This is a genomic window from Mycobacterium stomatepiae (genome assembly GCF_010731715.1).
Classification (GTDB): domain Bacteria; phylum Actinomycetota; class Actinomycetes; order Mycobacteriales; family Mycobacteriaceae; genus Mycobacterium; species Mycobacterium stomatepiae.
Genome location: NZ_AP022587.1, coordinates 3,552,981 through 3,577,291, shown reverse-complemented (window position 1 = coordinate 3,577,291; position 24,311 = coordinate 3,552,981). Strand labels below are relative to the sequence as shown.

Genomic DNA, 24,311 nt, shown 5'->3' with positions numbered 1-24,311 from the left:
CTCGAACGGGGGCCGGGTAACCTCGCGCCCATGCCTGACGGCGAGCAGACCGAGCCGGCGACCGAAGTAGACGAGCAGGACGCCGAGGCCAGCGCGGCGGAAGCCGACGACCCCGACGGGGTGATTTTTTCTCCGTTCGGCATCGCCTCGGCGGTGCTCGGCGCGCTGTCGGTCGCCGCGGTGGTGCTCGTCGGCATCATCTGGTCCGACCACCGCGCGGACTCGGCCGAACGCACCTACCTGAGCCGCGTCATGCAGACCGCCGCCGACTGGACCGGCGTGCTGATCAACATGAACAGCACCAACGTCGAGGCCAGCCTGCAGCGCCTGCACGACGGCACGGTCGGCGAGCTGAACACCGACTTCGACGCGACGGTGCAGCCCTACCGGCAGGTGGTGGAGAAACTGCAGTCGCAGAGCAGCGGGCGGATCGAGTCGGTGGCGATCGAAACGGTGCATCACGACCTGGACAGCCAACCGGAGGGCGCAAGGCCTCCAAGAGAAGTCGTCACGACCAAGCTGCCGCCGTTCGCCAGCCGGACGGATTCGGTGATGCTGGTCGCGACGTCGGTCAGCGAGAACGTCGGGGCCAAGCCGCAGACGGTGCACTGGAGCCTGCGTCTGGACGTCTCCAACGTCGACGGCAAGCTGATGATCTCGCACCTGGAGTCGATCCGATGAGGAACCTCTGGCGGCTGCTGGCCTTCGACATCCTGGCGCCGTTGGCCACGGTCTGCGCGCTGCTGATGATCGGCGTCATCCTCGACTGGCCGCTGTGGTGGGTGTCGGTGTGCTCGGTGCTGTTGGTGCTGATCGTCGAGGGGGTGGGGGTCAATTTCTGGCTGCTACGCCGCGATTCGGTCAGCGTCGGCACCGACGACGAAGCGCCCGGACTGCGGTTGGCCGTCGTCGTGCTGTGCACGGCCGCGCTGTCGGCCGCCGTGCTGACCGGTTACACCCACTGGACGAGCACCGACCGCGACTTCAAGAAGGACTCCCACGACGTGGCGCAGGTCGCCAGCGGGATGGCCGAGGCGATGGCGTCGTTCAGCCCGACCGCCCCGAGCAGCTCGATCGACCGGGCCGCGGCGATGATGGTGCCCGAGCGGGCGGACGCCTTCAAGCAGCAGTATCAGAAGACCAGCGTCGAGCTCGCCCAGCGCAATGTCACGGCGCAGGCCTCGACGCTGGCGGCCGGCGTCGAGGCGCTCGGACCCAACGCGGCCAGCGTGGCGGTCATCCTGCGGGTAACCCAGAACACGCCAGGTCAGCCACCCAGTCGGGCGGCACCGGCGTTGCGGGTGGCACTGGTCAAGCGGGGCAGCGACTGGCTGGTGACCGACGTGCTGCCGATCAACGCTCGCTGACGGCTCACTCGGGGTCGGGCGCGGGCGACGGCTTCGCCTTCACGAACCGGTCCGAGAGCCGGCGGATCCGGATCATCAGCGAGGCCGACGGGCTGACACTGCCGTCGAGGTAGGTAGCCAGATCCTCGGGCGCTACGCCGATGCGGGCGGCGAATTCCTGCTGGGCCAGACCGGATCGCTCGATCAACAGCCCCACATGGCGGGCCACCTCGGCGCGCTCGTTGGCCTCCAGGTGGATACGGGCGCGCTCCAGCACCTCCCACAGCGCCTTGGAGATGCCGTAAGGGCGGGTGCCCTCGAGGACTTCCTCGACCTGACGGGCGGTGCGGCCGAACGGGTCGCGCTTGAGCGCGGCGGCGATCCGCTTCCAGGTTTCGATGTCGCCGCCTTGCAGCGCCGAACGAATCGCGGCGGTCGGCCAGAACTCGACCGGCTGATCGAAATTTGGACGAGTTTCGGCGGCGGGCTCCGGGGGCGGCGGTACGCGTCGACGGTCGGCTGCCAACGTCACCTCGCCTCCTCCAGCATCGCGACGGCCACCGAGAGGCAGCGCTGCCTGACGTCATCCCAGTCTGCCCTGGTGTCCGGTTCCGACCGGTGATCGTCGGGTAGATCGCAAGGATGCGGATCCGCGAGTTGACGGACCAACTCGGAGGCGATCCATTGCTGCTTGGGCGGCTGAGAACAGTAATACCTGTCCATTCCGGCGAGCACCACCGCAGCCGTTTCCGGGTCTAATGTGTCCACCATGTCAGCAAATTCGGCGAAATCGCGGCTGCTGTTACGGCACATGATCAGGTAGCCCTTGAGGCGCAGCGTCTCGGCACCGGTCGGGACCTGCAGCCGATCGCCGGTGGGCAATTGCACATTGGTGGTTTCCACCGGGCAGCGACGTTTGTATTGCGGCCGATCGTGGCGGCGAGAACCGGTCTCTAGCGCGTCGATGGCAACCGACAACCGGCCGCGCCACAGGGTGACCGGATGCACCGGCCGCTCGCCCCACGGCATGGCCCGGGAGATGCCGTTGCGTGCGGCCAGGCCGTCGACGAGCTTCTTGGCGCCGGACGCGGCCTTGGTCTGACCGTTGCTGCCGTTCTTCTCACCGCCGAGCGTGATCGCGACGGCGTCCTCGTCGTCGATGTTGACCTGGTGCGGAATCTGTCCGGGGCCCTGGCCGCGCGGTTCCTCGGCGTCCTTGCCGTTGCGACCGCAGCCGGTGAAGGCCAGCGGGTCGGCGACAGTGATGGCGTCGGGTGCCAGGTGCTTGAGCTTCGCCGCCGACTTGAGCACCATCCGCAGGTCTGCGCTGGGCGCGGTGAGCGCCGAGATGTCGTCGGGAATGACGATGACGTCGCCGAGGTCGACCTCGGGCAGCGGCCGGTCGAAGTCGACCGACGGCAGAACCTTGCGCAGCCATCCCGGCAGCCACCAGTTCCACTGCGCGAACATCGCCATCAGCGCCGGAACCAACACCAGCCGCACCACGGTGGCGTCGACCGCGATCGCGACGGCGCACGCCACCCCGATCTCCGCGACCAGCGGCATGCCGGCGAACGCGAACCCGATGAACACCGCGATCATGATCAGCGCGGCGCTGGTGATGGTGCGGGCGCTGGTGCTGACGCCGTACGCGACGGCATCGCGGGTGTTCCCGGTGTGCAGGAAGCGTTCCCGGATGCGGGTGAGCAGGAAGATCTCGTAGTCCATCGACAACCCGAACGTCATCGCCAGCACCAGCGGGGGAACGGTGCTATCGATCGACGTGATGTGGGCGAAGCCGAGATCCCTCAGCCAGCCCCACTGGAACACCATCACCAGGCTTCCGTAGGCGGCGGCGACTGACAGCAGCGTCATCAGCACGCCCTTGAAGGCGAGGAATACCGAGTGGATCGACAGCAACAGCATCACGAACGCGATGGCCGCGACGAATAGCAGTACCAGCGGCTCGGTCTCCGATACCCGGTCGTCGAAATCCTTGATCAGCGCTGTCGGCCCGCCGACGTCGACGCGCGCGGTTCCGTCGCTGGGCACCTTGGGTAGCTGGGCGCGCATCCAGTCGACCGATTGCCGGGCGCCCATGTCCTCGGGATCGACCGACAACACCGCGGACAGCAAAGCGCTGCTGTTGTCGTCGGCAAATTGCGGCGGAGTCACCGACGCGATGTGGGGGGCCTGCGCCATCCGCTGCCGGATCGCGGCCAGCGTCTGGCTGTGCTCCGGTGCGGACGCACCACCGTCAGGGAAGCTCACCATCACCTGGATCGGGCCGAGCGCGCCGGGCCCGAGCGCCTCGGATGCCCCGGCGACTCCGGCCCGGATCTCGTGCGAGGAATCGAATTGGCGCAGCAGGCTGTTGCCCAGCACCATCGACGACGCCGGCGCCGCGATCACCAGTAGCACCGTGGCCGCCGCGATGGACGAGATCCACGGCCGGTGCATCACCGCTCCGACCCAGCGATTCCAGAACCGGGACTGGGTGCTCTCCGGTCGCCGCGACCAGTGCAGCAGCATCGATCGTTTGGCGGCTGCGCGGCCGAACGTCGCCAGCGCCGCCGGCGTCAAGGTCGTCGACGTCAGCATCGCGACCGCGACGGCCATGATCGCCCCGGTGGCCATCGATTTCAGCGCCGGAGTGTTGATCAGGTAGATCCCGGTGAGCGAGGCGACGACCGTCAACCCGGACAACACCACCGCCAGCCCGGACGTCGCCATCGCCGCATCCACCGCTTCGCGGTGCTGTCGCCCGGAGCGCAATTCCTCGCGGAAGCGCATCGAGATGAAAAGCGAATAGTCCACGGCCAGCGCGATGCCGAACATCGACACCGTCGAGGTCACGAACACCGACATCGTGGTGTAGGCGGACAGGAAATAGACCAGTCCCATCGTCACCACGACCGTGCAGACGCCGAGGGTCAGCGGTATGGCGGCGGCGGCCAGCGACCCGAATACCGCGAGCAAGACGATCAGGATGATCGGCAGGTTCCACTGTTCGGCCTTGGCGATGTCGTGTTTGGTGTTCGCCGCCGCAGCCGCACTGAGCGCGCCCTGCCCGATCACGTAGAGCCGCACCCGGCCATTCGCGGTCTGCCCGGACTGGTCGCCCTTGACGCCCACCTTTTGCCGCAGCTGTTTGGCGATGTCGCTGGTGCCGGCGTTGCGGGCGTCGAGTCGCAGGGTCAGCACATACGGCCGGTCGGGCTGCGGCGGACGCTGCAGGGGGTTGGTTTTCTCGGTGACGCCGGGGAATTCGCCGGCAATCTGGCGCAGCTGTGCCACGGCATTGTTCATGTCGTCATAGCTGGCGTCGGGTCGGGGGGCGGCCACCAGGGCCAACGACGAGGCGCCGAGGTCGTGGTACTGATCCTCGAGCTGATCGTGGACCTTCAGCGACTGCGAACCGGAGACCTCGAAACCACCGCCGGTGAGATTGCCGGACTGTGTCAACGCCAAGTAGATCGCCGGCACCAATGCCAGCAACCAGCCTGTGAAGACCAACCATCGGTACCTGCGCAGGCTGCGGCTGAGGCGCATCATAAACTGCTGGATTTCAGGCTCCCCGAGTATCTCGCTTACGCGTGAGGGCGACGATACCGCAGCAGCCTGTGCATTAGTTCGGCTTAACGAATTCGTGAGCTGCGCAGACGGCTCCGTAGCCAAGTCGCGGCCAAGTCGTTGCGAAGCGGTGACCGAGCGGGATCTCGGTCACACCAGGTGGCAGGGCATCGGCCCGGCTGGCAGGATGTTGCTGAGCCGCGCGGGGGATGGAGTACAGGCATGAAGGCAGGCTTCAACACAGGCATTGTGACCGGACGGCGCGCGCTCGTCGTGGGGTTGATCGCCGCCGCGGTGCCGGCCGCGGCCGTCGCGCTGATGGCCGAGCCGCCGGCGACCGGCGCCACCGACCCGTGCGCGGCCAGCGAGGTCGCCCGGACGATCGGTTCGGTCTCCAAGTCGATGGGCGACTACCTGGACTCGCATCCGGAGACCAACCAGACGATGACGGCGATGCTGCAGCAGCAGGCCGGCCCGCAGTCGGCCGCCAGCCTCAAGACCTATTTCGAGAGCAACCCCAAGGTGGCCGCCGACATGGCCGGGGTTGCGCAGCCGCTGACCAACCTGTCGATGCAGTGCAAGCTGCCGATCAGCATCCCCCAGGCGATGGGCCTGATGCAGCAGGCGCAGGGCGCGGGCGGCCTGCCCGCCTTGCCGCCCGCCGGGGCGTCCCCGGTGGGCGCCGGGCTGGGCAATCTCGCGCCCGCGGCGACCGCGCCGCCGCCACCGGCGGTCAGCGGCACGCTGCCCGGCCCGTCGCGGCAGAACAACGTCGGCTAGCTGGGGTCTTTCCCTGGTTCGGGCGGCGGTAGCGGACCCTGCAGCGCGTCGTCGCAGGGATCGTCCCAGCGCCGCAGCTGAGGTTGGATCCGTAAGCGCGGATCGGTCGGCGGGTCGTCGTCGTCGGAGCCGCCCGGGTTCTCGGTGCGGAACACGAAGAAGAACACCACCCAGCCGATCGCGGAGATAAGCAGCCAGCTGATCAGCCGGTAGAGCAGCATCGCCGAGATTGCATTGGGCAGCGACATGCCGCTGGACACCAAGCCGGGTACCAGCACCGCCTCGACGACCAGCAGCCCGCCGGGCATCAGCGGAATCGTGCCGACGGCGCGCGCCGCCGCGTAGGCCACCGTCAGCCCGGCGATCGAGGCGTGGTCGCCGGCCGCGTACGCGGCGAAGGCGAGGCAGGCGACGTCGGCGATCCAGTTGAACATCGACCAGCTGAACGCCACGCCCAGGTCGCGACGGCCCAGGCTGACCGACTCGAGCTGCATCAGGATCTCGCGCCACTTGGCCAGGCCCGTGTCGGCCGGCTTGCCGCGCGCCGAGTTGAACAGCGTCAGGATGCGGGTGCCGATGCCCTCGATCAGCTCCGGGCGCGACGCCACGGCCTGGGAGAGCAGCAACAAGGCGATGAAGCCGCCGAGGGTGAACAACAACGAGAAAGGGTTGTTCTTGGCGCCCAGGAAGAAGGCGCCGCCCAACCCGAGCAGCGCCAGCCCCACCGCCTGCAGCACACCCGACATCACCAGCTGCCAGGACGCCACCACCGTGGAGGCACCCCAAATGCGTTGCTGGCGAAGCAAAAACGTCGCCGAGAGCACCGGGCCGCCGGGCAGCGTGGTGCTCAGCGAGTTGGCGGCGTAGAAGGCGGCCTCGGAGCGCAGCTGCTTGACGTGCACCCCGGCGGACTTGAGCAGCGTGCGCTGGATCTGCGCGAAGCTGTGCATCGACGCGGCGGCGGCGGCCACCGCCGCGGCCAACCACCACCAGTTGGCCTGGAAGAGGCTCGTCCACGCCTTGGCCAGCTGACCCCAGCCCAGCGCGACCTCGACGCCGAGCACGATCCCGACCACGCCCAGCACCGCCCAGCGCACCCACCAGTACTTGCCCCGCGACGTCTCGCCGCCCCGCGCGGCAGCCGGCGATTCGCCCCGATGGGCAAATTCGCCGCCGCCCGGCAGGCGGAGGTTGCGGATGGGTGCGTGGTGCGGCACGTGGTTTAGGGTAACCGCGCAGGTGGCGCGGCACTCGAGACGCAACTCCGAGCGTGTCGTCGTCGTAACCGGATCGTGCTGACGCCACCACCCAACTCCGGGGCGCCCGATAGGCTGGTCGGATGCTGGCAAACTCCGACGACACCTCGGTCACGCCCCTGGTCCGCAACACCGCCGCCTGGGCGTGGCGTTTGCTAGCTATCTTCGCCGCGGCGCTGGCCTTTTTCTGGGTGGTGGCCAAACTCGAGGTCATCGTCGTCCCGGTGCTGCTGGCGTTGATGGTCAGCGCGCTGCTGGTACCGGTGGTGGACTGGCTGGACCAGCACGGCCTGCCCCGCGGCGGCGCCGTCGCGCTGGTGTTACTGGGTGGATTCGCGCTGCTGGGCGGCATCCTCGCCTTCGTCATCACCCAGTTCATCGTCGGTTTGCCAGATCTGACCGAACAGGTCACCCGCAGCATCGTCACCACCCGGCGGTGGCTGATCGAAGGACCGGTGCATCTGCGCAGCGAACAGATCACCAACGCGGGCAACGCCGCGATCCAGGCGCTGCACAACAATCAGTCGAAATTGACCAGCGGGGCGCTGTCCACCGCGGCCACCCTCACCGAACTGCTCACGGCCGCGGTGCTGGTGTTGTTCACCCTGATTTTCTTCCTCTACGGCGGCCGCAACATCTTCGCCTACGTGGCCAAGATCGTCCCGCTCGGCGTGCGCGACCGGGTGATGGAAGCCGGCCGCGCCGGATACGGGTCGCTGATTGCCTACGTCCGGGCCACCTTCCTGGTTGCCTTCACCGACGCGGCCGGGGTGGGCGCCGGCCTGGCCATTATGGGCGTCCCGCTGGCGCTCCCGCTGGCGTCACTGGTGTTTCTCGGCGCGTTCATCCCGCTGATCGGTGCACTGATCTCCGGCCTGGTGGCCGTGGTCGTAGCACTGCTGACCAAGGGCATCGTCTACGCGCTGCTCACCCTCGGCCTGCTGGTGGTGATCAACCAGATCGAGTCGCACCTGCTGCAGCCGCTGGTGATGGGGCGCGCCGTCTCGATCCACCCGCTCGGGGTGGTGCTGGCGATTTCCACCGGCGGCGTGCTCGCCGGGATCGTGGGCGCCCTGCTGGCCGTCCCGACGGTGGCGTTCCTCAACAACGCGATCCAGGTGCTGCTCGCGCCGGATCCGGAGGCCGAAGCCGTAAAGCTGGAAGAGGAGGGCGACCACACGGCGGTCATGCACGCCACGCCGGATAGTGCACGTAAGGCGACCGACTAGGACCCAGCGGGTCTAGAGCCGTCCCTCGCGGCGCAGCAGGTCCTGCGCGGACAGTCCGCCGCCTGCCCGGCGCCGCGGACGCGAATTGTCGCCGTTATCTCCCTGACCGGGGGCGTTCATCTTCTCGGTGGCGGGGTCGGAGTCGTTGCCCTCCGACCGCATTACCGGAAGCGCGGTGGTCGGGTCGGCCGGGTCCCCGGTGTTGTCGTGTTTCCCCGGAACCGGGATGGCCCGGGTCTGACCGGCCGACGGTGGCGGAGCCGGTGGCGTGGCCGGGGGCCGCGGGTCGGCGTTGCCCTGTGCTGAGAAGCGTGTCGTCTTGGCCTCGGTCGGCTGGCTCGGCCGAGCTCGGGTGGCGCTTGGACCCGCGGGCAGTTCCGCGGCGGGCCGCGGTTCAGGGCCCGACGGGCGCGACGGCTCCGGGGGAGCGCCGGGGTGGGTGGGGTCGTGCGGCGCGCGAGGTTTCGCGACGAGGCTGGCCGCGACGGGCGGCCGGATCGCGCGGCCGTTGACCGAGGTGCGCTTGCGCTCGTCGGGCAGATCGATCTCGCCCAGCCCGATGCGGTTCTGCAGCCGCCGTGCCCAGCGCGGAGCCCACCAGCAGTCGTCGCCGAGCAGCTTCATCACCGACGGCACCAGGAACATCCGGACCACGGTCGCGTCCAGCAGCAGCGCCGCCGCCAAGCCGAACGCCAGGTACTTCATCATCACCAGGTCGGAGAACATGAACGAGCCGGCGACCACGGCGAGCACCAGCGCGGCGGCCGTGATCAAACGCCCGGTGGTCGCGGTACCGATCCGGATGGCCTCCGCGGTCGACATGCCGCGTTCGCGGGCCTCGACCATGCGGGACACCAGGAACACCTCGTAGTCGGTGGCCAACCCGAAGCCCACCGCGACGACCAGCGCGATCAGCACCACCATCAGCGGCGTCGGCGTGAAGTTCAGCCACTTCGAGAAGTGTCCGTCAACGAAGATCCACGTCAGGATGCCCAGCGTCGAGCCGAGCGTCAGCGCGCTCATCAGGGCGGCCTTGATCGGCAACACCACCGAACCGAACGCAAGGAACATCAGCAGCAGGCTCGCGCTGAGCAGCAGCACCAGCATCAGCGGAGCCTTGTCGAACAGGCTGTGGATACTGTCCTGTTCCAGCGCCGGTGTGCCGCCCACCAGCAGGGTCAGACCCTTGGGCGGGGCTATCGCGCGCAGCTCGTTGATCTTCTTGGCGGCATCGTTCTTATTGACCAGACCGTTCTGGATCACCCGCACCGTGTCGTCTTTGGGCTGCGTGGTCCCGTTCGGGCCGGCCACGCAGGGGTTGCCGGCGATCGTCGGGCACGGCCGCTCTTCCCACGTCTTGTCGGTGAACCCGGTGATCCCCGAGATCCTGTTGCGGATGTCGGCGACCTGCTGGTCGGTGACCTTGCTGTGGTTGTTGCTCTGGATCACCACGGTCAGCTGTTCGGTCCGGTAACCGGGGAAGAGCTTGTCGAAGTGCTCCTGCGACTGGCGCACCGCGTTGTCGGGCGGCAGATATTTCTCGCTCATACCGCCGAGCGACAGGTTGCCCAGCGGGATGACCAGCAGGATCATGCCGACCGCGATCGGAATCGCGAAGGCCAGCGGCCGCTTCATCACCAGGGTGACTAGTTTGCCCCAGAAGCCGGCCTCGACCTCTTCGCGGGTCTTGGTCTTCTGCAGCCGATCGGCGAGCCAGTTGAGGTAGGCGCGCGAGTACTTCCAGTTGCGCAGGAACGGCACCCGGAACGCGGTCCGCACACCCAGTGCGTCGACGTTGCGGCCGAGAATGCCCAGGGCGGCCGGCAGCAACGTGATCGACAGCAGTGCGGCCAGACCGACGGCGGCGAAAATCGCGTAGGTCAGCGAATGCACGAAGCCCTGTGGCAGCACCAGCAGGCTCGCGCTGCAGGCGATGATCAGCGCCGCCGAGAACACGACCGTGCGACCGGCCGTCATTACGGTGCGCCGTACCGCAGCCTCGGTGTCGTAGCCCTCGGCGATCTCCTCCCGGAATCGGCTGACGATGAACAGCCCGTAGTCGATCGCGATACCGAAACCGATCAGCGAGACCACCGGCTGCGCGAAGAAGTGCACCGGGCCGAAGATCGCGGCGAAGCGCAGGATGCCGAGCGCACCCGCAATGCTCAGGCCGCCCACGATGACGGGCAGACCGGCCGCGACCGCGCCGCCGAACACCAGGAACAGCACCACCGTCACCAGCGGCAACCCCAGGTATTCGAGGAGTTTCTGGTCGGTGGCGATGGTGCCGGTCAGGGCATTGGCGATCGGCTCCAGGCCGGCGAGCTGGACCTTGCCGCCGTTCAGCTTCTGCAGGGCCGGCTCGATCGCCTTGTAGTTATTGAGGATGGTGTCGTCGTCGTCGCCCTTGAGCGGGATGGTGACGAAGGTGTGCTTGCGGTCGTCGGTCGCCATGCCTTTGATCTGGGCATTGGGGGCCTCGGTGCCGGGGGCCAGGGCCAGCCAGCCGGCCCATCCGATCACCTGGTCGGGATGATCCTTGACGAACTTGTTCAGCTCGTCGACGGTCTGCTGATGCCAGGCCGGGTCGTCGACGTTCTTGCCGTCGGGCGCGGTGAAGATCGCCACGATCTGGCTGGTGCGGTCGCGGCCGTAGGTCTTGTCGCCCAATATCGAAGCCGTGACGGACTGGCTGCCGTCGTCGTAGAAACCGCTTTGCGTGACGTGCTTGCCCAGGCTCATGCCGAAGACGCCGCCGCCAAGGCACAGAGCCACCATGACCCCGATCACGATGTACCGGTAGTGGTACACGGTTCGACCCCACCAGGCGAACACGTAAGCTCCTTACTGGATCACTAACAGCGACCCGCGCGGCGTCTTTCGGTTTTTCAAGCCAGTGTCACACACGCGTGGTCAATAGCGCGGACAGCGGCCGGAACGGCTGCAGCCATGCTCCCCCGTCGGGCAGCGAATCTAGTCCGATCCGCGGCAGCGGTTCCCGGAAAACACCCTCGATGTCCTCCAGGTCAACGAAGTCCAAGGTATCCGACGCTAGTGCCCAACTCGCGTGTTCGCGAAATCCGATCACTTGGACGGGGGTCGCGCCCCCGGCCCCGGTGCGTGCGATTTCTTCCAACGGCTGACGGAAGGCTTGACCGTCAGCGGACGATACGACCAGCGCCGCAAGCCCTTCTTGGCGCCGCTGTTCGATGTGCTCGAGCATGTCCCGGTCGACGTCGCTGTCTTCGTCGATTTTCGGCTTGGCGAAGACCGCGAACCCCACGTTACGCAAAGCGTCCACCCACGGCCGAACGACATCGGCGCTGCCCGGGGCGATGTTGGTGAACACGGTGGCCTCGGGTTCGACGACCAGGCCCGGCCGGCTGGCGCTGACCTGGGCCGTGCGGGCCAGTAGCCAACGGCCGAGGGCGTCGAACCGGGGGCGTTCCAGCGCGGTCGGGCGACGGCCCAGGATCGAGCCCAGGCCCATGTCGAGGTTGGGGGCGTCCCAGACCAGCAGCACCCGGCGCGGCGGTTCATCGAGGCTGACCAGGCCGGACGGCGCCGCCGGCGAAGTGGCGGTTGCCGCGGTCGTCTGTTCTGCGAGGCTCATACTCATCGTCTTTTCCAGATGAACTCGGATACGGAGCTGCCGACTTCTTGGGCTTTCCGCTCGTACTTGGTCGTCGGGCGCGCGGTCGAGATCGGCAGCGAACTGCCGGGATCGACGCGACAGAGCCGGGGTTCGGCGTCGCCTACTTCGGCCATCTGCTCGGCGTAGCCCGGGTGGTCCGTCGCGGCGTGCAGGATCCCGCCGGGGAGTAGCCGATCGGCGATAAGGCCAACCGTGGCCGGCTGCAGGAAGCGACGCTTGTGGTGGCGCGCCTTCGGCCACGGGTCGGGGAAGTAGAGGCGAAACCCGGTCAGCGAACCCGGGGCGATCAGATGCTGCAACACGTCGATCCCGTTGCCGCGGATCAGCCGGATGTTGCTCACCTGCTCTCGGTCGATCGCGCACAGCAGCTGAGCCAGGCCCCGTTTGTAGACCTCCACCGTGATCACGTCGATGTCGGGTTCGTCGCGGGCCATCGCCAGCGTCGAAATTCCACTGCCACAACCAATTTCGAGCACCAGCGGGGCTTGCCGGCCGAACCAGGCGCGGGTGTCCAGCGGTTCGAAGCGGTGCGGTATGTCCGAAAGGCCCACCGCCGGCCACAGCCGATCCCAGGTCTCGCGCTGTCCACCGGACAGGTTGGCACGCCGCGAACGGAAGCTGGTGGCCGGCAGATAGCCCCGCTGCGTGGCGTCCCAACGCTGCGGGTCCGACGCTGGCGTGATGCCATCCTCGGTATCCAGGCCGGCTCTCACCTCCACCGGTGTGTCGGGATATGTCCCGGCCCCGGGTTGCGCATGCATTTGTCCATGGTGGCCCATGAAGCCCCGATGTAGCCGCCCCTGGTCCAGATTGATACCCAACAGTTGCCTTCAACTGGTAACAGATAAGCGGTGGCTCGCAACTCGAAGACGCAAGTGCCAGTATGCGGTGGGGCGCGACGGTCCGTGCGGCAAACTTGCCTGGCGTCGGCCACGGTCCCGCAAGCGACGGGAGCAACGCCGGCAAGGGGTGCCGGCCGATCGGATCGAGCAGGCAAGAAATGAAGGTACGGGGGAGTCAAGTTTTCGCCGACGAGCTGGCGCGATTTGCTGCCGAATGTGACGACGCGCGCGTGAGCGCGATCGCCGCACACACCGGCGCCCCGCTGCGCGCGGTGGTGCGTGGCCGGGCCGGGGTCGGCCGCGGCACCGTGGCACGCGCCCTGGCGCACGCGTCCGGAATCACGGTGATGCCGGACGCCGGCGAGGCCGATGTCACCGTCCAGGTGATCGCTGAAGTGGTCAAACCCGAGGACGTCGACGCGATAGCCGCCGCCGACTGCCCGGTGCTGACGGTGCTGAACAAGGCGGACCTGGCCGGCTCGCTGTCGGGTCGCACCGCCGACGGGCCGCTGGCGGCCGCGCGGACCCGCGGCACCCAGCTCGCCGGGCTCACCGGCGCCGCGGTAGAGCCGATGATCGCTTTGCTGGCCGTCGCCGCGTTGGAGGGCTTGGACGCCACGTCGTGGGCGGCGTTGCGGACGCTGGCCGCCCACCCGGCTTGCCTGGAGGGCTCGTTCGAGGAGTTCGTCGCGGCCGACAACCCGGTTCCGACGCACGCACGGCTGCGGCTGCTGGAAACCCTGGACCTGTTCGGCACGGCGCTGGGCATTGCCGCGATCCGCCGGGGCGCCACGTTGTCGCAGGTTTGCGCCCTGCTGCGCCGGATCAGCGGCGTCGACGTCGTGGTCGCCCGGTTGTGGGCCGTCGGCGCGCAGGCGCGTTACCGGCGGGTGCTGGAGGCCACCGCCGAGCTCGAGGCCCTGGCCGTCGGCCGGTCCCGGATCGGCGAACAGGTCAGCGGATTCCTGTCCCGCGACGACACCGTGCTCGCGCGGATGGCCGCCGCCGTCGAAGCGGCCGATGCCGCGGGGCTGGACACCGGCCCCGACGTGGACGACGACCTGGCCCGGGCGGTCCGCTGGCAGCGCGACAGCCGCGGATCGGCCGACGATCTGCGCCGGGCCTGCGGTGCGGACATCGCCCGCGGATCGCTCCGGCTGTGGTCGCGGACGCGGGAGTCGTCATGAGCGGCGAGGCGTCGGGCGATCCCGCGGCCCAGGTCGATGAACTGGTGGCGGTGATCGGGCCGCGGCTGGATTCGCCCGCCATCAGTCGCCGCGACGTGGTGCTGGTGACCGGTCCCTGGATGGCGGGCGCGACCAGCGTGGCGACCGCGCTGGGCGAGCGGCTGCCCGAGCACAAGTTCGTCGAGTCGGCGGATCTGCAGCCCGGCGAGGCTCCCAAGGCGGTGGTGTTCGTCGTCTCGGCGGCCGCCGAGCTGACCGCATCGGACTGTGCCCTGCTCGACGCCGCCTGCGAGCACACCGACGTGGTGGTGGCGGTGGTGTCGAAGATCGACGTGCACCGCGCCTGGCGTGAGGTACTGAGCGCCAACCGCGATGTACTCGCCGCCCATGCGCCGCGCTACGCCCAGGTGCCGTGGATAGGTGCCGCCGCCGCGCCCGAGCTGGGTGAGCCGCAGCTGGACGAACTGGTCGACACCGTCTCGGAACAACTCGCCGATTCGCATGCCGAGCGACGTAATCGATTGCGGGCCTGGGAATCCCGGCTCCGGACGGTCGCGCAGCGGTTCGACCGCGACGCGGACAGCGCCGGCCGGCGGGCCCGGGTCGAAGCGCTGCGAGAGCAGCGCAGCGCCGCCCTGCGCGAGCGCCGGGAGGCCAAATCCGAGCGCAGCATCGCGATGCGGGGTCAGACGCAGCAGGCGCGGGTACAGCTGTCGCACCTCGCGGTCAATCGATGCTCTTCGGTGCGTAGCGAGCTGCAGTCCGACGCCGCGCACCTGCCCCGGCGCGATATGGCGGGGTTCGAAGCGCACGCGCGGGGCCGGTCCGCCGAAGTGGTCAACGAAGTCAACGAGGACACCACCACTCGGCTCGACGAGGTCGCGCGCGAGCTGGAGCTGCCGCTGGAGCTACCGCCCGTCGAGCAGCTGCCCACCGTCGACGTCGCGGCTCCACCGCTGAAATCGCGGCGCCAGGAGACCTGGCTCATGCTGCTGCTGGGCGTCGGGTTCGGGGTGGGCGTCGCGCTGACGCTGTCCCGGCTGGTGGCCGGTGTGGCCCATCGGCTGAATCCGGCGCTGGAGATCGCCGCCGCCGTGGTGTGCGTGGCGATCGGTCTGGCGGTCACCGTCCTGGTGGTCAAATTGCGCGCGCTGCTGGATCGCTGGACGGGCGATCTGGTTTCGTCGCTGCGGTCGGTGACCGAGGAGCTGGTCGCCACCCGCGTGCTGGCCGCCGAGACGCTGCTGAGCTCCGGGCTGGTCGCTCGCGACGAGGCAGAGAACGCCCGGGTGTCGGAGCAGGTCAGTGCGATCGACACCGAACTGCGCGAACACGCCATCGCCGCGGCGCGGGCGACCGCCGCCCGGGACCGGGAAATGCCTGCCGTTGCGGCCGCGCTGGTCGCGGTACGTGCAGAACTCGGAGAACCGGGTATACCCCATCCCGACAGTCCCGCCGGGGAAACCGGCGGGGTGGACCACACCCAATCGGCCTCGGGGAGCGCGGATGAGGACAATTCCTGACCTTTTAGGCGCTTCTGAATCGTTGTTGTGAGAAGGCTTATACCCGCCCGGGCCTTCCCCAGCAAGGGGATCACGATAACCTGTAGCTAACGCCACCATGTCAATAGCTGTGTGGGCGACTGCATACGCAATCAGTGATATGCCCACACGTACGGAGATGAATTCAGGAGAGTTCGATGACCTCAGCGACCATTCCCGGTCTAGACACGGCACCCACGAATCATCGGGGGCTGCTGGCGTGGGTAGAGGAGGTCGCCGAGCTGACCCAGCCCGACCGGGTCGTGTTCGCTGACGGCTCCGACGAGGAGTTCAACCGGCTGGCCACACAGCTGGTCGAGGCCGGCACGCTGAAGAAGCTGAACGAGGAAAAGCGTCCCAACTCCTACCTGGCACTGTCGGATCCGTCCGACGTCGCGCGGGTGGAGTCCCGGACCTTCATCTGTTCGGAGCGCGAGATCGATGCCGGTCCGACCAACAACTGGATGGACCCGGCCGAGATGCGGTCCACGATGACCGACCTGTACCGCGGCTGCATGCGCGGGCGCACGATGTGGGTGGTGCCGTTCTGCATGGGTCCGCTCGGTGCCGACGACCCGAAGCTGGGCGTGGAGATCACCGACTCCGAGTACGTCGTCCTCTCGATGAAGGTGATGACCCGGATGGGCAAGGCGGCGCTGCAGAAGATCGGCGACGACGGATTCTTCGTCAAGGCGCTGCACTCGGTGGGCGCGCCGCTGGAGCCTGGGCAGAAAGACGTGCCGTGGCCGTGCAACGACACCAAGTACATCACCCACTTCCCCGAGACCCGCGAGATCATGAGCTACGGCTCGGGCTACGGCGGTAACGCGCTGCTGGGCAAGAAGTGCTACTCGCTGCGGATCGCCTCCGCGATGGCGCACGACGAGGGCTGGCTCGCCGAGCACATGCTGATCCTCAAGCTGATCTCCCCGGAGAACAAGGCGTACTACTTCGCCGCCGCCTTCCCGTCCGCGTGCGGCAAGACCAACCTCGCGATGCTGCAGCCGACCATCCCGGGGTGGCGTGCCGAGACCCTCGGTGACGACATCGCGTGGATGCGCTTCGGTAAAGACGGTCGGCTGTACGCCGTCAACCCCGAGTTCGGCTTCTTCGGCGTCGCGCCGGGCACCAACTGGAAGTCCAACCCGAACGCGATGCGCACGATGGAGGCCGGCAACACCATCTTCACCAACGTCGCCCTGACCGACGACAATGACGTGTGGTGGGAAGGCCTGGAAGGCGAGCCCGACCACCTGATCGACTGGAAGGGCAACGACTGGATCCTGCGCGAGACGGACACCAAAGCGGCGCACCCGAACTCGCGGTACTGCACCCCGATGGCGCAGTGCCCGATCCTGGCGCCCGAGTGGGACGACCCGCAGGGTGTGCCGATTTCCGGCATCCTGTTCGGCGCGCGCCGCAAGACGACGGTGCCGCTGGTGACGCAGGCCCGCGACTGGCAGCACGGCGTCTTCATGGGCGCCACCATGGGCAGCGAGCAGACCGCCGCCGCCGAGGGCAAGGTCGGCACCGTGCGTCGCGACCCGATGGCCATGCTGCCGTTCCTCGGCTACCACGTCGGTGACTACTTCCAGCACTGGATCGACCTGGGCAAGAACTCCGATGAGTCCAAGCTGCCAAAGGTGTTCTTCGTCAACTGGTTCCGCCGCGACGAGAACGGCGGCTTCCTGTGGCCGGGCTTCGGCGAGAACAGCCGGGTGCTGAAATGGATCGTCGACCGCATCGAGCACCAGGCTGGTGGCCAGGACACCCCGATCGGCATCGTGCCGACCGCGGACGACCTGGACCTGGACGGACTGGACGTCGCCGCCGGTGACGTGGACAAGGCGCTGGCGGTCAACGCGGCCGAGTGGCGCGAGGAACTGCCCCTGATCGAGGAGTGGTTCGACTTCGTCGGCGACAAGCTGCCCACCGGCGTCAAGGACGAGTACGAGGCGCTCAAGCAGCGGCTCGCCGAATCCGGCTAACACCACGGGGAAACGTCGAATCGGGCTGGCGCGCAAGATGCGTCAGCCCGATTTCTTTTTCGCCGAAGATCGTCGGCAAACCGGCGTTTGGAACCGCACCTGGCGGTGTATAGATAGCTAACACTGGAAACCTGGAAGGGCTGACGATGAAGTCTGTGAAGTCCAAGACAACACCCGCACTCACGATTGTGGTTGCGGCGGCGGGAATTCTGTTCAGTGGATGCTCGGCATCGCAAGTGATCAACACCGGCGGCGATACCAAGTGCAAGGACTTCACCACCCAGGACGAGAAGAAGCAGAACGACGAGGTCAGCAAAATGCTGAAGGACAAGAGCGGGCAGGACCCAACCAACTTGGAGATCTCCGCGACGCGACTGTCCGCACAGACGTACTGCCAAACGCTGGGCAAGCCGGACAGCAAGATCTCCGAGGCGCCGCACGGCTGACGCCCCGCGGGATAGTTCGGGCGACCCGTCTACCGGCGGAAGTTGCACGCCGGCGGCACCGTTCAACATCATCGAATCGTGATCGTTGATCGGCGCCGCGCGCTGGCCGGGGCGGTGGCGGCGGTCGGGCTGCTTGGTTCCGGCTGTCACAGCACGCCCGCAGACACCCGCCCCGCCGAGCCGGCCGTACCCTGGCCCACCGGTGACATCCTCGGTATCGGCTTGGAGGGCTACCCCTATCCGTTCCCAGTCCGGTACCGGACTGGGAACGGCGCGCGCGACTGGCGTATATGGACATTGCGCCCGAGAGCGGGCAGCCAAGAGGCACCGTCCTGCTGGTGCACGGAAAGAACTTCTTCGCCGCGTACTGGAAGGACGTCATCGCGACGCTGCGCCACGAGGGTTACCGGACAATCGTTCCCGACCTGATCGGCTGGGGTAAGTCCACCAAAGCCTCGACGTTGACCGCGGAATCGCTGGTGGCACACCTGCGTTCGCTGATCGATGCTCTCAGGGTGAATTCCGTTGCCGTCGTTGGCCATTCGACCGGAGGACTGGTCGCCATGCAGATGGCCCGGGCGCTGCCCGAGCGGGTGGCGTCGTTGGTCCTGGAAAACCCGATGGGACTCGAGGACTACCGGCGCGGGCTGACCCGGCAGGTGGGGTATGACGACTGGGCGGCTGACGAACGGTCCTCGACCGCCGATCAGGTCCGCCAATACATCGCGCACTATTTCGTGAACAAGGATCCCCGGCTGATCGATCCGTTCGTCGCGGTGCGGACCGCCATCGCAGCCTCGCCCGAGTTCGAGCGCTGGGTGCAGAGCTCGGCGGCGGCCACCGACATGCTGCTCAACGAACCCCCGGTGGATTTCGTCGCGTCGTTGCCCGCCCGCACGTTGTTCGTCTGCGGTTTGGCCGACCGCACCTACGTGGGCGCGAAGTACACCGCGCCCAACGAGCAAGCCGCCAAAGGGAATATCGCCGCGATGGCCCAGGGATTCGCCGGCCGGATGCCCGCCGCCCGTTTCGTCGGGGTGCCCGACACCGGCCACGTGCCGCATCTGGAATCACCGACCGCGTTCTTCTCGGCCGTGCTGGAATTTCTGCACTGAGCGTCGCTCGTCGACGGGCCACTTGACACCCGTCAATTTCGGCGGCGGTACAGTCGTCGCATGCAGATCCGCCCCTACGTCGGCGCCGACAAACCGGCGATCATCCTGTACCCGTCGGGCACGGTCGTCACCTTCGACGAGCTGGAAGCGCGGGCCAACCGGCTGGCGCACGCGTTCCGCAAGGCGGGTCTGCGCGAGGGCGACAGTGTCGCGATCCTGATGGAGAACAATCAGCACATCCACGCCGTTATGTGGGCCGCCCGGCGCAGCGGTCTGTACTACGTGCCGATCAACGCCCACCTGACCGCGGCCGAGGCCGCGTACATCATCGACAACAGCAACGCCAAGGCCATCATCGGTTCGGCGGCGCTGCGCGACACCTGCGCCGGCCTGGCCGAGCATTTACCCAACGGGCTATCCGGGCTGTTGCTGATCGCCGGCCCTGTTTCGGAAGGCGACCTGCCCGGCTGGGAGCGCTACCCGGAATGCGTTGCCGGTTACCCGGATACGCCCATCGACGACGAAATCGAAGGCGACCTGCTGCAGTACTCGTCCGGCACTACCGGCCGCCCCAAGGGGATCAAACGCGAATTGCCGCACCTGCCACCGGACGAGGCGCCGGGCATGATGTCCGCCCTGGTTGAGTTCTGGCTGGACGCTGACGCGGTGTACCTGAGTCCCGCGCCGCGGTATCACACCGCACCGTCGGTATGGTCGATGACGATCCAGGCCGGCGGCATCACCACCGTGGTCATGGAGAAGTTCGATGCCGAGGGGACGCTCGACGCGATCCAGCGGCATCGGATCACCCATGGCCAGTTCGTCCCGGCCATGTTCGTCCGGATGCTGAAACTTCCTCAAGCCGTTCGTGATTCATACGATCTATCCAGTCTCAAACGGGTGATGCACGCCGCGGCGCCGTGCCCGGTGCAAATCAAGAAGGAGATGATCGACTGGTGGGGTCCGATCGTCGACGAGTACTACGCTTCCTCGGAAGCGCACGGGTCGACGCTGATCAGCGCTGAGGAATGGCTGACGCACCCGGGCTCGGTCGGCAAACCCATGATGGGCGGCGTGCACATTCTCGATGAGAACGGCAACGAGCTTTCCCCCGGCCAGGCCGGCGAGATCTACTTCGAAGGCGGGCATGCGTTCGAATACCTCAACGACCCCACCAAAACCGCCGCGTCGCGCGACGAGCACGGCTGGACGACCGTCGGAGACATCGGTTACCTCGACGACGAGGGTTACCTGTACCTGACCGATCGGCGCCACCACATGATCATCTCCGGCGGGGTGAACATCTACCCGCAAGAAGCCGAGAATCTTCTGATCACTCATCCGAAGGTGTTGGACGCCGCGGTCTTTGGGGTTCCCGACGACGAGATGGGCCAGCGGGTCGTCGCCGCCGTGCAGACCGTCGACGAGGCCGACGCCACCGATCAGTTCGCCGACGAGCTGATGATATGGCTACGAGAACGACTGTCGCACTTCAAATGTCCGCGTTCGATCGGGTTCGAGGCGCAGCTGCCGCGCACCGACACCGGCAAGCTCTACAAGAACGAGCTGATCGAGAAGTACTCGGGCTGACCGATGTTCCGGGTGGTCGACCTGTCGAGCGCGCCGGAGGCGGGCCTGCCGTCGCCGCCCGGTGTGATCGTCGGCGTCGGTTCGGCCGCCGAGATCGCACGCGGCCAATCCTGGGTGCAAGCAGCAACTTTCACGCTGACCGAGGATCCCTGTGCCGACCGGCGGGTGATCACCGCCGATTCCGTTCCCGAGACGCTCGCCGAGCTCCGTAAGCGATGTGAGCACTGGCCACAGGCCAGCGGCGTCTGCGACGACGTGCTGCGCGCGGTGATGCCGGACGGCCCGGCGCTGGCCGGCGTGGTGACCGAATCCCTGGCCTACTCGACCCTGCAGGCCGGCCCGGAGTTCGCGCGTTGGCTCGGCGAGCGCGGCCCGGCCGTCATGCCCGAAATCGCCGACCCCGTGCAGGCCGAGCGCGACGGCGACACCCTGCGGGTCACGTTCAACCGCCCGCAGCGCCACAACGCGTTTTCCACCGATGCGCGCGCCGCACTCCTGGAGGCGCTGACCGTCGCGCAGCTCGACCCGTCGGTGACCGGGATTGTGTTGAACGGCAACGGCCCATCGTTTTGCAGCGGCGGCGACTTGGCAGAATTCGGCACGTTTACCGATCCTGCGAGCGCGCACCTGGGCCGCACCCGGCACAGCCCGGCCCTGGCGCTCGATGCGCTGACCGCCAGGCTTGGCCGGGCCTGCCGCGCCGAGGTACACGGCCGGGTTCTGGGCAGCGGACTGGAGATGGCCGCATTCTGCGGATGGGTTGAGGCGCACCAGGATTCGCTGTTCGGTCTACCGGAACTGGGCCTGGGACTGATTCCGGGCGCCGGTGGCACCCTCAGCGTGACGCGGCGCATCGGCCGCTGGCGTACCGCCTACTTGGTGCTGTCCGGTCACACCATCGGCGTCGATACCGCGCTCAGCTGGGGGCTAATCGATGCGACTTCGGTTGGGGCGCGACCGATTACTCAGTAGCCACCGAAGGTGGTGGTGGTTGTCGACGGGATGCTCGACACCGCGACCACGGCGATGACGATGTACAAGATGGCGATGATCGCGTACGTGACGCCACCCGCGATGGCGCCGATGATCGCCCACTTCTTCGCGTTGCTCGACGCTTCCTGTGCTTCGCCGAACCGGCCCTGCGCCCACAGTCCGGAAACCTTGTTGGAGTAGACAAGCGAAACGATCCCGAACGGAAGGCAGCACAGCACCGTGCACAGAATCGCCCAGACCAGGTAGTTATCCGGTTCCTGCTGGCCCGGCCAGGCGCCCGGCTGCTGGCCCGGCCAGCCGCCTGGCTGCGGCGGTGGCTGCTGCCAGCCCGGTTGTTGCGGTTGGCCTTGCCACTCCGGTTGCTGCGGCTGGCCCTGCCACTCGGGGGAACCTTCGTACGGCCCTGGGGGATAACTCATGGCAACTGCCTTCCTGGGGGTTCCTCCGGTCCAAACAGGTTTACTCCCGCGCAGCTTTGCTGGTGCGTAAGTCAGGCAAATATAGCGCACAAGCGGAGGTCAAGCGCCGATTCAGCCGGGCTCAGATCCCGCCGCGGGCCACCAGCTGCCCGGCAATCACATTGCGCTGGATCTCATTCGTGCCCTCTCCGACGATCATCAGGGGCGCGTCGCGGAAGTAGCGTTCGACGTCGTACTCGGTGGAGTAGCCGTAGCCACCGTGGATGCGGACCGCGTTCAGGGCGATCTCCGTCGCGATCTCGGAGGCGAACAGTTTGGCCATCCCGGCTTCCATGTCGCAGCGTTCGCCGCTGTCGTAACGCCGTGCGGCGTAAAGCGTGAGTTGCCGCGCGGCGGTGAGCTTGGTGGCCATGTCGGCCAGGTAGTTGCCGACGGCCGGTGCTTCCAGATCGGCCGGCCGAAGCTCTCTCGTTGCTGGGCATAAGCCAGCGCGTCCTCGAGTGCGGCGGTTGCGACGCCCCGGGCCCGGGACGCCACCTGAATGCGGCCAGTCTCGAGGCCCTTCATCATTTGCGAAAAGCCTTCGCCCATACGGCTTCCCAGGACGGCCGACGCGGGTGCCGGAAAGTTGTCGAAGGACAGCTCGCACGACTCGACGCCCTTGTAGCCCAGCTTGGGCAGATCCCGGGAAATCGTCAGACCCGGCCCCTGCTCGAAGAGCACGATCGAGATCCCCTTGTGGCGCGGTGTGGCATTCGGGTCGGTCTTGCACAGCAGCGCGATCAGCCCGGAATGGCGCGCGTTGCTGATCCAGGTTTTGGCGCCGTTGACGCGCAAGCCACCGGAACCGTCTGGGAGCGCCGTGGTCGACATGTTCTGTAGATCGGACCCACCGCCGGGTTCGGTCAGTGCCATCGTGGCCCGCATCTCGCCGGTGGCCATCCGCGGCAGGTAGGACCGCTTCTGCTCCGCGGTGCCGAACAGCGTCAGCAGCTTGGCCACCACGGTGTGTCCGCCCATCGCCCCGGCCAGGCTCATCCAGCCACGGGCCAGCTCCTGGGTGAGGAGTACATAGCCGGGCATCGAGACCGGCGAGCCGCCGTACTCCTCGGGAATGGCCAGGCCGTAGATGCCGATCCGCTTCATCTGTTCGATCCACGCCTCTGGGTAGGTGTTGGCGTGCTCGACTTCGCGGACCGTCGGCTTGACCTTCCGGTCGATAAACGCCCGCACCGTGGCGACCAGCATGTCTTCCTCGTCGTCCACGTCCGATCACCCTCCTGGCGTAACCCTCGATTCGACAGCCTGCCAGCATGTGGCGTTGTGACGGGTAATGGGTACGCGGGGATCCGCGAGGGGGGACCGTACTTCGACGATCTGTCGAAGGGCCAGGTCTTCGACTGGGCGCCGGTGGTGACGCTCTCGGCGGGCCTGGCGGCCGCGCATCAGGCGATCGTCGGGGACCGGTTACGCCTGGCGCTGGACGCCGACCTGTGTGCCGCGGTGATCGGCGCGCCGGGTCCGCTGGCGCATCCGGGGCTGGTCTGCGATGTCGCGATCGGGCAGAGCACGCTGGCGACCCAGCGGGTCAAGGCCAACCTGTTTTACCGCGGACTGACCTTCCACCGCTTTCCGGTGATCGGCGATTCCCTCTATACCCGCACCGAAGTCGTTGGGCTACGCGCCAATTCGGCCAAACCGGGCCGCGCGCCGACGGGACTGGCAGCGTTGCGGATGACCACGATCGACCAGGCCGATCAGTTGGTGCTCGATTTCTACCACTGCGCCATGCTGCCCGCCGGCCCGGACTTCAATCCCGATGACGCGCCCGCCGACGAGCTGTCCACGATCGGCGCCGACGCGGCGCCACCGGCTGTTCCGCCGGCTGCGCACTGGGACGGTGAGGCCTACCGAAAGCGAGTGCCCGGACCCCATTTCGACGCCGCCATGGTGGGCGCGGTGCTGCACAGCACCGGCGACGTAGTCAGCAATGCGCCGGAACTGGCCCGGCTAACGCTGAACATCGCTGCGGCGCATCATGATTCGCGGGCAGGTGGAAGCCGGCTGGTGTACGGCGGACACACCATCGGGCTGGCGCTCGCACAGGCCAACCGGCTGCTGCCGAACCTGGGGACGGTGCTGGGCTGGGAATCGTGCGATCACACCGGGCCGGTGCACGAGAGCGACACTCTCTACAGCGAGCTGCACGTCGAGTCGGCCGAGCCCACCGACCACGGGGGCGTGCTGGGGCTCCGGTCGCTGGTCTACGCGGCCGGCGACGGGGCCGACGAGCCCGACCGGGCGGTGCTGGACTGGCGATTGCGCGCGCTGCACTTCTGACGCGGAGGACA

Annotated in this window: 19 protein-coding genes and 1 pseudogene; 12 read left to right on the top strand and 8 right to left on the bottom strand. The window is 67.6% G+C overall.

Going from position 1 to position 24,311, the window contains the following annotated elements:
- Nucleotides 1–30 precede the first annotated feature (30 nt).
- On the top strand, nucleotides 31–681 hold the full coding sequence (locus G6N54_RS16810) for a hypothetical protein (RefSeq protein WP_163791098.1): 651 nt from the start codon (nucleotides 31–33) through the stop codon (nucleotides 679–681).
- On the top strand, nucleotides 678–1,367 hold the full coding sequence (locus G6N54_RS16805) for a hypothetical protein (protein WP_163791097.1): 690 nt from the start codon (nucleotides 678–680) through the stop codon (nucleotides 1,365–1,367). The genes G6N54_RS16810 and G6N54_RS16805 overlap by 4 nt, the downstream gene beginning before the upstream one ends.
- Nucleotides 1,368–1,371: 4 nt before the next feature.
- Here the strand turns inward: G6N54_RS16805 and G6N54_RS16800 are convergent, their stop codons facing one another.
- On the bottom strand, nucleotides 1,372–1,878 hold the full coding sequence (locus G6N54_RS16800; protein ID WP_163791096.1) for an XRE family transcriptional regulator: 507 nt from the start codon (nucleotides 1,876–1,878) through the stop codon (nucleotides 1,372–1,374).
- Nucleotides 1,875–4,901, bottom strand: a complete 3,027-nt coding sequence (locus tag G6N54_RS16795; protein WP_163791095.1) for an MMPL family transporter — start codon at nucleotides 4,899–4,901, stop codon at nucleotides 1,875–1,877. Before G6N54_RS16795 ends, G6N54_RS16800 begins: the two co-directional genes overlap by 4 nt.
- Before the next feature lie 240 nt (nucleotides 4,902–5,141).
- Between G6N54_RS16795 and G6N54_RS16790 the strand changes: the two genes are divergently transcribed.
- Nucleotides 5,142–5,699 carry a hemophore gene (locus G6N54_RS16790; RefSeq protein WP_163791094.1) on the top strand — a complete coding sequence of 186 codons (558 nt, stop codon included), beginning with the start codon at nucleotides 5,142–5,144 and terminating at the stop codon, nucleotides 5,697–5,699.
- Here G6N54_RS16790 and G6N54_RS16785 read toward each other — a convergent pair.
- Entirely contained in the window at nucleotides 5,696–6,916 is a 1,221-nt protein-coding gene (locus G6N54_RS16785; protein ID WP_372513181.1) for a lysylphosphatidylglycerol synthase transmembrane domain-containing protein, read from the bottom strand. The two genes, G6N54_RS16790 and G6N54_RS16785, sit on opposite strands and share 4 nt — an antisense overlap.
- A 122-nt stretch (nucleotides 6,917–7,038) precedes the next feature.
- On the opposite strand from G6N54_RS16785, the gene G6N54_RS16780 reads away from it, so the two are divergent.
- Nucleotides 7,039–8,184: an AI-2E family transporter gene (locus G6N54_RS16780; RefSeq protein ID WP_163791093.1), complete on the top strand. Its 1,146-nt coding sequence runs from the start codon at nucleotides 7,039–7,041 to the stop codon at nucleotides 8,182–8,184.
- A gap of 12 nt (nucleotides 8,185–8,196) precedes the next feature.
- On the opposite strand, the gene G6N54_RS16775 is transcribed toward G6N54_RS16780, so the two are convergent.
- The 3 genes from G6N54_RS16775 to trmB all read right to left on the bottom strand — a co-directional run bounded on the left by G6N54_RS16775 (nucleotide 8,197) and on the right by trmB (nucleotide 12,618).
- Nucleotides 8,197–11,019: an MMPL family transporter gene (locus tag G6N54_RS16775; RefSeq protein ID WP_163791092.1), complete on the bottom strand. Its 2,823-nt coding sequence runs from the start codon at nucleotides 11,017–11,019 to the stop codon at nucleotides 8,197–8,199.
- Between the two features lie 64 nt (nucleotides 11,020–11,083).
- Nucleotides 11,084–11,797, bottom strand: coding sequence for a PIN domain-containing protein (locus G6N54_RS16770; protein ID WP_163791091.1), 714 nt, complete (start codon nucleotides 11,795–11,797; stop codon nucleotides 11,084–11,086).
- 2 nt (nucleotides 11,798–11,799) lie between these two features.
- Complete coding sequence (trmB, locus tag G6N54_RS16765) at nucleotides 11,800–12,618, bottom strand: tRNA (guanosine(46)-N7)-methyltransferase TrmB (protein WP_163794786.1); 819 nt, start codon at nucleotides 12,616–12,618, stop codon at nucleotides 11,800–11,802.
- A 221-nt stretch (nucleotides 12,619–12,839) separates the two neighbouring features.
- On the opposite strand from trmB, the gene G6N54_RS16760 reads away from it, so the two are divergent.
- From G6N54_RS16760 to G6N54_RS16730, 7 genes are all read left to right on the top strand, one after another.
- Complete coding sequence (locus G6N54_RS16760) at nucleotides 12,840–13,868, top strand: hypothetical protein (protein WP_163791090.1); 1,029 nt, start codon at nucleotides 12,840–12,842, stop codon at nucleotides 13,866–13,868.
- Nucleotides 13,865–15,391, top strand: a complete 1,527-nt coding sequence (locus G6N54_RS16755) for a hypothetical protein (protein ID WP_163791089.1) — start codon at nucleotides 13,865–13,867, stop codon at nucleotides 15,389–15,391. Before G6N54_RS16760 ends, G6N54_RS16755 begins: the two co-directional genes overlap by 4 nt.
- Nucleotides 15,392–15,567: 176 nt before the next feature.
- A complete protein-coding gene (locus G6N54_RS16750) occupies nucleotides 15,568–17,397 on the top strand; it encodes a phosphoenolpyruvate carboxykinase (GTP) (RefSeq protein ID WP_163791088.1) in 1,830 nt (609 codons plus the stop codon).
- A 146-nt stretch (nucleotides 17,398–17,543) separates the two neighbouring features.
- On the top strand, nucleotides 17,544–17,843 hold the full coding sequence (locus G6N54_RS16745; protein WP_232072855.1) for a hypothetical protein: 300 nt from the start codon (nucleotides 17,544–17,546) through the stop codon (nucleotides 17,841–17,843).
- 290 nt (nucleotides 17,844–18,133) lie between these two features.
- Nucleotides 18,134–18,958, top strand: coding sequence for an alpha/beta fold hydrolase (locus tag G6N54_RS16740; RefSeq protein ID WP_163791087.1), 825 nt, complete (start codon nucleotides 18,134–18,136; stop codon nucleotides 18,956–18,958).
- A gap of 60 nt (nucleotides 18,959–19,018) precedes the next feature.
- Nucleotides 19,019–20,548, top strand: coding sequence for a fatty-acid--CoA ligase FadD4 (gene fadD4 / locus G6N54_RS16735; protein ID WP_163791086.1), 1,530 nt, complete (start codon nucleotides 19,019–19,021; stop codon nucleotides 20,546–20,548).
- Between the two features lie 3 nt (nucleotides 20,549–20,551).
- The gene (locus tag G6N54_RS16730) at nucleotides 20,552–21,520 is read left to right on the top strand and encodes an enoyl-CoA hydratase/isomerase family protein (RefSeq protein ID WP_163791085.1); all 969 of its coding nucleotides are present in this window, start codon (nucleotides 20,552–20,554) and stop codon (nucleotides 21,518–21,520) included.
- Here G6N54_RS16730 and G6N54_RS16725 read toward each other — a convergent pair.
- Both G6N54_RS16725 and G6N54_RS16720 read right to left on the bottom strand, forming a co-directional pair.
- Nucleotides 21,514–21,960, bottom strand: coding sequence for a CD225/dispanin family protein (locus G6N54_RS16725; protein WP_163791084.1), 447 nt, complete (start codon nucleotides 21,958–21,960; stop codon nucleotides 21,514–21,516). The genes G6N54_RS16730 and G6N54_RS16725 overlap by 7 nt on opposite strands.
- A gap of 121 nt (nucleotides 21,961–22,081) precedes the next feature.
- Nucleotides 22,082–23,208, bottom strand: a pseudogene (locus G6N54_RS16720) (acyl-CoA dehydrogenase family protein).
- Nucleotides 23,209–23,283: 75 nt separating this feature from the next.
- Here G6N54_RS16720 and G6N54_RS16715 point away from each other — a divergent pair.
- Nucleotides 23,284–24,300: a MaoC family dehydratase gene (locus G6N54_RS16715; protein WP_163791083.1), complete on the top strand. Its 1,017-nt coding sequence runs from the start codon at nucleotides 23,284–23,286 to the stop codon at nucleotides 24,298–24,300.
- Nucleotides 24,301–24,311 lie beyond the last annotated feature (11 nt).

Coding starts and splice junctions, on each gene's coding strand:
- G6N54_RS16750 (WP_163791088.1), top strand. CDS start 15,568: ATGACCTCAGCGACCATTCCCGGTCTAGACACGGCACCCACGAATCAT.
- G6N54_RS16740 (WP_163791087.1), top strand. CDS start 18,134: ATGGACATTGCGCCCGAGAGCGGGCAGCCAAGAGGCACCGTCCTGCTG.
- G6N54_RS16730 (WP_163791085.1), top strand. CDS start 20,552: ATGTTCCGGGTGGTCGACCTGTCGAGCGCGCCGGAGGCGGGCCTGCCG.
- G6N54_RS16760 (WP_163791090.1), top strand. CDS start 12,840: ATGAAGGTACGGGGGAGTCAAGTTTTCGCCGACGAGCTGGCGCGATTT.
- fadD4 (WP_163791086.1), top strand. CDS start 19,019: ATGCAGATCCGCCCCTACGTCGGCGCCGACAAACCGGCGATCATCCTG.
- G6N54_RS16770 (WP_163791091.1), bottom strand. CDS start 11,797: ATGAGCCTCGCAGAACAGACGACCGCGGCAACCGCCACTTCGCCGGCG.
- G6N54_RS16790 (WP_163791094.1), top strand. CDS start 5,142: ATGAAGGCAGGCTTCAACACAGGCATTGTGACCGGACGGCGCGCGCTC.
- G6N54_RS16780 (WP_163791093.1), top strand. CDS start 7,039: ATGCTGGCAAACTCCGACGACACCTCGGTCACGCCCCTGGTCCGCAAC.
- trmB (WP_163794786.1), bottom strand. CDS start 12,618: ATGGGCCACCATGGACAAATGCATGCGCAACCCGGGGCCGGGACATAT.
- G6N54_RS16805 (WP_163791097.1), top strand. CDS start 678: ATGAGGAACCTCTGGCGGCTGCTGGCCTTCGACATCCTGGCGCCGTTG.
- G6N54_RS16810 (WP_163791098.1), top strand. CDS start 31: ATGCCTGACGGCGAGCAGACCGAGCCGGCGACCGAAGTAGACGAGCAG.
- G6N54_RS16745 (WP_232072855.1), top strand. CDS start 17,544: ATGAAGTCTGTGAAGTCCAAGACAACACCCGCACTCACGATTGTGGTT.
- G6N54_RS16725 (WP_163791084.1), bottom strand. CDS start 21,960: ATGAGTTATCCCCCAGGGCCGTACGAAGGTTCCCCCGAGTGGCAGGGC.
- G6N54_RS16795 (WP_163791095.1), bottom strand. CDS start 4,901: ATGATGCGCCTCAGCCGCAGCCTGCGCAGGTACCGATGGTTGGTCTTC.
- G6N54_RS16755 (WP_163791089.1), top strand. CDS start 13,865: ATGAGCGGCGAGGCGTCGGGCGATCCCGCGGCCCAGGTCGATGAACTG.